Origin of the sequence: Streptomyces sp. (assembly GCF_050698815.1) — a bacterium.
In the GTDB taxonomy this organism is placed as follows: Bacteria; Actinomycetota; Actinomycetes; order Streptomycetales; family Streptomycetaceae; genus Streptomyces.
The window spans coordinates 1-7,130 of the sequence record NZ_JBOHCV010000780.1 but is presented as its reverse complement, the minus strand read 5'-3'; the positions used below and the strand labels follow the sequence as shown (position 1 = coordinate 7,130).

Genomic DNA, 7,130 nt, shown 5'->3' with positions numbered 1-7,130 from the left:
GCCAGGACGTCCTGGCCGCGCAGGCCGGTCGCGCCGGCGGATGCCGCGGCGGCGAGCAGCGATCCGGTACCGCACGCGGGGTCGAGAACGGTCGTGGGGAAAGCACCCGCGCTGTCGGTCAGGAGCCGGGCCATGAGGGCGGCCAACGGTCGCGGTGTGAGGTAGGTGCCGGTGCCCCCCGTGTCCTCCAGCAGGCGTTCGGCCAGGACATCCGTCGCAGCCTCGGCGCCATCCGTGACGACGCACTGCAACAAGGCCCTCAGCGGCCCGGCAGCCTCGGGGGCGTATGCGGCGTCCTCGGTTCCCGGGATGTCCTGGACTCCGCCGTCCGCAGCTGACCGGACCCATCGCAGCAGCGCGTCGTCACGCAGTTCGGGGAGGGCTTCGCGCGCTCTCCGGTCCAGCCGGGCAGCCGCGAGCACCACAGGCAGCAGGCGCAGGGCCAGTTCGCCGTCGCCGGGGTGGGTGCGCAACGCGGTGCGAAGCCGGTCCGCCGGTGTGTCCTCGGGGAGTTGGCCACGGGCGGAGAGCCAGGCGCGTACGGCGTCGAGGTCGTAGGTCGGGCTGGTGTCCGTGCCTCCCGCAGGGGCGGGGAAGTCCGGATGCCGACGACGCCAGTTGCTCACCGTGGCGCGGGTGACTCCTGCCAGCCGCGAGATGTCGGCGGCGGTCACGAGGGCACTGGCCTGCTGGTTCATGGGCTCCTGCCGGGTGACGTGGGGGCGGACGTGCTGAACGGCTCACTCTATACCGACACCCAATTGATGTGAAGTGTTTGACAGTGCTTTCAGTTATCGCTCTACTGGTTGTGCTTTCACCGGGCTTCCTGCTTTCCGGCCTCCCCAGGTCTCCCGGGCATCCCCCTGCCGGCAACACGTCGATTCGAATGGAGCGGCACCATGGCCACCAGCACTTCCGGCACGTCCAAGCGCACCCTGTACCGGCTCACGGGGATCGCTCCCACGGTCGACGCGATGTTCGACGTACTCGACCCGACTCGGCTCGAAGCCGTTGACGCGGAGCTGCACTTCCCGGAGGAGCGGTTGGGTGTTCCGGCGCTGCTGGTCACCGGCAGCTTCGAGCAGCCGGTCGCGAGCTGGTGCGGCGAGATCAATCGCACGACCGGGTGCGAGGTGTCGCGGCCCGTGAACCGGTCGGCCGGGCTGCTGATGCTCGCGGTCGACGACGAGGTGTACGCCGTCGGCTACGACCAGGGTTTCCGCCTGGTGCCCGACCGGGTCAAGGACCGGCGGTTCGGGCTGAGTTTCGTGATCCGCAGGGTGGACCCCGCCCAGATCCGGGACATGGTCTCCCATACGCCGGGCGGCGGCCGGACCGACATCACCCTCGTGCCCGGCGGCGCTCCGGTCTGGAGTCTGGGTGTCCAGGAGCACGCGCAGATCGTGCGGCGGCTGGGCGGTCGGCTGGACGGGCTCCAGCTGACGATCGCTCAGGACGACCGTACGAAGATCTCCAGCGTCGAGGGCGGTACCGGGCTGCGGATGCGCCTCGGAATCGACGCCGCGGACCTGGTCGCGGACATCCGGGCCATCGCCCGTGTCCTCCGGGACGAGGCCCCGACTCCGGAACTGGAGTTCGTCGAGCACATCGTTCCGGTCAAGGACGACGACCTCGTCACGCGGCTGGAGGAGCGGCTCGACGACATGCTCGGCGAGCAGCCGGACGGCCGTATCGCGGTCGCCGTCCCGTCCGACCACTGGGACGACTACGGCGCCGCCCAGGCGTTCGCCATCAAGGTGCACAGCAAGGACGCCTACCTCGCCGACGACTTCTGCCTGGAGTACGTCCTCAACCGGGCCCGCGTGCAGAGGGCGGGAACGCGCTTCGCCGCGCTCCGGGACGGCACCGTCACCCTCTACGCGCACGCCCGGGCAGAGAAGGGTGACTTCATCTGGACGTCGAGCGTGCTGCGGTGGATCGAGGCGGAAGTGGCGCTCGGTGGCCGCCGGTTCTTCCTGCTGGACGGGCAGTGGTACGAGATCGGTGAGGCGTATCTGAAGGTGATCCGTTCGCAGGTGGAGCGGCTCATCACCGACACGCCCTCGGTCGACCTTCCGGCCTGGGTGCGCGGGGACAAGGAGCGGGACTACAACGAGTCGGTGCCCGACCTGCGGCCCGGGTACGTCTGCTTCGATCGTGACAACGTCCGGACCGCGCTGCACCGAGGCAACGGTGTGGAGATCTGTGACCTGCTGAGCCCGGACGACGTCCTGGTCATGGTGAAGCGGGCCAAGGGCTCCGACGCGCTGAGCCATCTGTTCGGTCAGGCTGTCGTCGCCGTACAGACCCTGCTGCACTCGCCGGAGGCCGGGGACGGGTTCGCCCGAAAGGTGGCTGCGGCCCGGCCCGGTCGGCCTCTGCCGGAGGGTTTCCGGCCGTCGAGGGTCGTCTTCGCGATCCTGTTGAAGGACGGCACCGACCTCACCGCCGACACGCTGTTCCCGTTCTCCCAGGTCACCCTCGTGCAGACGGCCAAGATGCTTGAGGCGTGGGGCGTCGCCGTCGAGGTCATCGGGATCCAGTCCACGGCGGTGCATCCAAGCCGGGCGGGAATCCGCCACCTGGCCGCGTAGCGGGGGCAACTCAGTCCGTGGGTGCTGCGATCGGCACACAGGTCGACGTGCGGCCGGTCACCTCGTACCGACGGTATGCGGGGGAGTGGCACGCGTCAGCAGCGGCTGTCGTGGGCTACATCGCCAAGTACGTCACCACGGGGCGGTGCGCCGACGCTGTGGACGGTCGGATTTATCAGGTCGTGCTGCCGCGCCAGCGCACGCGGCCACCACGAGGCGATGCGTTTCACATGGGAGATGTACCGCGTTGCCGACAGCACCACCGATTCCCGCGGATTCGACTTCATCACCCTCGTCGAACAGGCCTGATCGTCACCGACTGCCAGTGCGTCGACTGCCCCTCCCGGTTCCGCGGGCCGCCTCCGTACGGCCGGACGTCCCCCGACGGCACGCGCCGACCGCTGAGCGCGGCGAAGACCCGGAACGGGCAGCGCGTCGAGCCCGATGTGGATCAGTCGGCGGTGCCGTTTGCCCACTACGCCGCAGCCGCCGCAGATGCGAGTTCGGGGAAGCGGGCCTGCCAGGCTCCCCGGGCGGAGTGGGCGGGGACGCTGGCGCAGCAGTTCGGCGTTCAGGTGCGTCTGTAGGCTGGCAAGGGACTGTGCTTCGCGGGTGCCACGCTCATACAGGAGAAGCAGGTCGGCTTCGTCGGCAAGGTCGTATTCATAGTGCGGGCCCCAGTCGATGTGCCCGGGGTAGGTCACACTCCCGGATGTCGGCCCGACCAACTCGTCGAGCAACTTTCGGAAGCACGTAGATCTTGGCTGTGGCGTCCCGTCTGCTGGGCGAGACCTCGAGGATCATGAGAGGCCAGGTGACCTTCACGTGCGGCACGCTTGCGGTGGTCAGTAAGAGTGCAGCTGCCGCCGCTTTGAATCGCCGCTCACAGGGCGCCGAGCAGTGGCTCCGGAAGTGAAACGGCGCGTCTCTCTTTGTGCGTATTGGCCGTCCTCATCGGCAAAAGCGAAGGGGACAGCGGGCCTACGTCTGTGGGACCTCACGCCTGCGGCGTCCCACAAATGTCCCACGCGAAGCGACGTCATGGGATCGGACATTGAGGACTTTGCCAGTCCGGTACAGCAAAGCTGCAGGTCAACGGAGTAGAGGGCTGAGCGGCAATGGCTGGTTGGCCGTGTGTGTTTTGGCATGCACGAGAAATACCCTGACCGACATCTATGCTGGTCAGGGTATTGATCCGAAGTACCCCCGGCAGGATTCGAACCTGCGCACACGGCTCCGGAGGCCGTTGCTCTATCCCCTGAGCTACGGGGGCTCTGTCGGCGCCTCGGCGGCGACAGAGTGAACAGTACCAGCTCGGGCATGGTGCACCGGAACCGGATTCCGGGAGCCCGCGGGCCCGGGAGGAGGGGGCGGCCCCGGCGGGGTGGAAAAGGGCAAAAGCCGGACGCCGGGGGAGGGGTGTGCCTAGGCTTTGCCATGTGCCAGGTACGTACGGGCGGGTCCTTGTCGTCGACGATGACCAGGTCATCCGGCAGCTGATCAAGGTCAATCTCGAGCTCGAGGGCTTCGAGGTGGTGACCGCCGCCGATGGTGCCGAGTGTCTGGACGTCGTGCACGGTGTGCGGCCCGACCTCGTCACGCTCGACGTCATGATGCCCCGCCTGGACGGGCTGCGGGCCGCCGAGCAGCTGCGTTCCGATCCGCGTACGCGTCATATCCCGGTCGCGATCATCAGCGCCGGCACGCAGTTCGGTGGCGAGAAGGGGGCGGAGCCCGCGGTGGACGCCCTGCTGGCGAAGCCGTTCGAGCCCGCCGCGCTGGTGCGGATGGCGCGGCGGCTGACCGGCCTGGAGTCCGCTGACGGTGAGGCCGTGCGGCCGGTGCGCCGCTGACGCGCTGGTGCGCGCCGTGCCCGCCCGTGGAAACCGATTCGCGTTCCCCCACCCCCGCTCCCATACGCTTGCGCCGTGACACCCGCCCAGCTCTCCCGCACCGTGCTGCACACAGTGCGTCGTGCCGTGGAGAGCGGTGAGCTGGGCGACGTCCCGGCGGGTGCGGTCCCGGAGCCAGTGGTGGTCGAGTCGCCGCCACGGCGCGGTGCCGGGGACTACGCGGTCAGCGTCGCGTTTCCGCTCGCCAAGGCGGCCGGGATGCCGCCGCTGGACGTGGCGCGAGTGCTCCAGGCCGGGCTCGGGCGCCAGGACGGGATCCGGAGCGTGGAGATCGCGGGGGGCGGGTTCCTGAACGTCACTCTCGATGACCGGGCAGGCGCCGCGCTGGTGACGGAGCTGTCGGACGCCGGGCAGGAGTACGAGCCCGGCATCGACGATCCCGCCGCCGACATCGCCCACTGGAGCGCCGCCACCGGCGACGACCCCGCCGCGTTGACCGTACGGACGGCGCGGGCCAGTTCACTCTTTCGCGTGCAGTACGCACACGCGCGTGCTCGGGCGCTCACGCGCAACGCCCACGACCTGGGCTTTCACGGCGACGCGTACGCCGACGACGGCAGCGGTTCCGGCTGCGGAAACCGCGAGCAGCGCGCCCTGCTCGCGCTGCTCGCCGATCATCGGCGAATCTGTGAACAGGCTGGCACCACCAGGCAGGCCGGCCCGCACGCCCGGCACCTCGAGGCCGTCGCCGAGGCCTTCTTCGACTTCCACGACCACTGCCCGCCCCTGCCCCTCGGTGACGAGAAACCCGGGGCCGCCCACCGCGTCCGGCTGGCCCTCGTCGAGGCCACCGGGGCGGTGCTGGCAGGCGGCCTGTCCCAGCTCGGCGTCAGCGCCCCCGCACATCTCTGAGACTTCGAAAAGGACCAACGATCAACGTGAACCAGCACCGGCACCAGCACCATCAGCACGAGAGCGAGACCCGCGCATGAGCCGTTCCGCGCACCCCGCCGGCCCCCGGCACGCCGACGTGCTCCCCGAGGGGCACTACACCGCGCCGCCCGCCGACCTCAACGAACTCGAACCCCGGGTCTGGCCGCAGACCACCGCCCGCGCCGCCACCGGTGCCGTCTCCGTCGGCGGCATCGACGTACGGGAGCTCGCCGAGGAGTTCGGCACTCCCGTCTACGTGCTCGACGAGGCCGACTTCCGCGCGCGTTGCCGCGCCTGGCGGGACGCCTTCGGGCCCGGCGCCGACGTCTTCTACGCCGGGAAGGCGTTCCTCTCCCGTGCCGTCGTGCGCTGGCTGAACGAGGAGGGGCTCAACCTCGACGTCTGCTCCGGCGGCGAGCTGGCCACCGCCCTCGCGGGCGGCATGCCCGCCGAGCGGATCGCGCTGCACGGCAACAACAAGTCCTCCGCCGAGATCCGGCAGGCCATCCAGGTCGGCGTCGGGCGCATCGTGCTGGACTCCTTCCAGGAGATCGTGCGCGTCGCGCACATCGCCGACCAGCTCGGCAAGCGGCAGCCCGTGCAGATCCGGATCACCGTCGGCGTCGAGGCGCACACCCACGAGTTCATCGCCACGGCGCACGAGGACCAGAAGTTCGGGCTCTCGCTCTCCGACGGCCATGCGGCCGAGGCCGTACGCAGGGTGCTCAAGCTGGACAGCCTGGAGCTGATCGGCATCCACTCCCACATCGGCTCGCAGATCTTCGACACCTCGGGCTTCGAGGTGGCCGCGCACCGCGTGGTGGGGCTGCTCGCCGACGTCCGGGACGAGCACGGCGTGGAGCTGCCCGAGATCGACCTCGGAGGCGGCCTCGGCATCGCCTACACCCCCGAGGACGACCCCCGCGAGCCGCACCAGATCGCCACGTCGCTGGCCGAGATCGTCAGCCGCGAGTGCCGTGGCGCGGGCCTGTCGGTGCCGCGGCTGTCCGTCGAGCCCGGCCGCGCCGTCGTCGGCCCGTCGGCGTTCACGCTGTACGAGGTCGGTACGGTCAAGGAGCTGCCGGGCCTGCGGACGTACGTCAGCGTGGACGGCGGCATGTCGGACAACATCCGTACCGCGCTCTACGACGCCGAGTACAGCGTCTCCCTCGTCTCCCGCGCTTCCGAGGCCCGGCCGATGCTCTCCCGGGTGGTCGGCAAGCACTGCGAGAGCGGTGACATCGTCGTACGGGACTCGTTCCTGCCTGCGGACGTGGCGCCCGGTGATCTGCTCGCCGTGCCCGCGACCGGCGCGTACTGCCGTTCGATGGCGAGCAACTACAACCACGTGCCGCGCCCGCCCGTCGTCGCCGTACGGGACGGGGAGGCGCGGGTGATCGTCCGCCGGGAGACGGAGGAGGATCTCCTGCGGCTCGATGTCGGCTAGCCCGCCTGGCCAGCCCGGCCCGGCCGGCTCGGCTGGCGAGACATACGTCCCACATATTGGAACGCGGGTGGATTCTCCGGACCGGTACGTGAGACTGACAGCACAGACATGACGAAAGGCGAGGTCGGATGATGCGTACGCGTCCGCTGAAGGTGGCGCTGCTGGGCTGTGGGGTCGTCGGCTCAGAGGTGGCACGCATCATGACGACGCACGCGGACGACCTCGCCGCCCGCATCGGCGCCCCCGTCGAACTGGCCGGCGTCGCCGTGCGCCGCCCCGACCGGGTGCGGGAGGGAATCGACC

General features: G+C 70.0%; 5 protein-coding genes, 1 tRNA gene and 1 pseudogene. 5 read left to right on the top strand and 2 right to left on the bottom strand.

What is annotated here, in order from left to right; all coding sequences use genetic code 11:
* On the bottom strand, positions 1–698 hold a 698-nt coding region (locus tag ACRDP3_RS28010), incomplete at its 3' end, for an N-6 DNA methylase (protein ID WP_431519817.1).
* A 201-nt stretch (positions 699–899) separates the two neighbouring features.
* On the opposite strand from ACRDP3_RS28010, the gene ACRDP3_RS28005 reads away from it, so the two are divergent.
* A complete protein-coding gene (locus ACRDP3_RS28005; protein WP_431519816.1) occupies positions 900–2,594 on the top strand; it encodes a TIGR04141 family sporadically distributed protein in 1,695 nt (564 codons plus the stop codon).
* A gap of 1,201 nt (positions 2,595–3,795) precedes the next feature.
* Here the strand turns inward: ACRDP3_RS28005 and ACRDP3_RS28000 are convergent.
* A tRNA-Arg gene (locus tag ACRDP3_RS28000) sits at positions 3,796–3,867 on the bottom strand.
* A gap of 166 nt (positions 3,868–4,033) precedes the next feature.
* On the opposite strand from ACRDP3_RS28000, the gene ACRDP3_RS27995 reads away from it, so the two are divergent.
* The 4 genes and pseudogenes from ACRDP3_RS27995 to ACRDP3_RS27980 all read left to right on the top strand — a co-directional run.
* Positions 4,034–4,447 carry a response regulator gene (locus ACRDP3_RS27995; RefSeq protein WP_431519815.1) on the top strand — a complete coding sequence of 138 codons (414 nt, stop codon included), beginning with the start codon at positions 4,034–4,036 and terminating at the stop codon, positions 4,445–4,447.
* Between the two features lie 75 nt (positions 4,448–4,522).
* The gene (locus ACRDP3_RS27990) at positions 4,523–5,359 is read left to right on the top strand and encodes a DALR anticodon-binding domain-containing protein (protein ID WP_431519814.1); all 837 of its coding nucleotides are present in this window, start codon (positions 4,523–4,525) and stop codon (positions 5,357–5,359) included.
* A 76-nt stretch (positions 5,360–5,435) separates the two neighbouring features.
* Entirely contained in the window at positions 5,436–6,827 is a 1,392-nt protein-coding gene (lysA, locus tag ACRDP3_RS27985; protein ID WP_431519813.1) for a diaminopimelate decarboxylase, read from the top strand.
* A 128-nt stretch (positions 6,828–6,955) separates the two neighbouring features.
* A pseudogene (locus tag ACRDP3_RS27980) lies at positions 6,956–7,130 on the top strand (homoserine dehydrogenase); the annotation flags it as partial.

Coding starts and splice junctions, on each gene's coding strand:
- ACRDP3_RS28005 (WP_431519816.1), top strand. CDS start 900: ATGGCCACCAGCACTTCCGGCACGTCCAAGCGCACCCTGTACCGGCTC.
- lysA (WP_431519813.1), top strand. CDS start 5,436: ATGAGCCGTTCCGCGCACCCCGCCGGCCCCCGGCACGCCGACGTGCTC.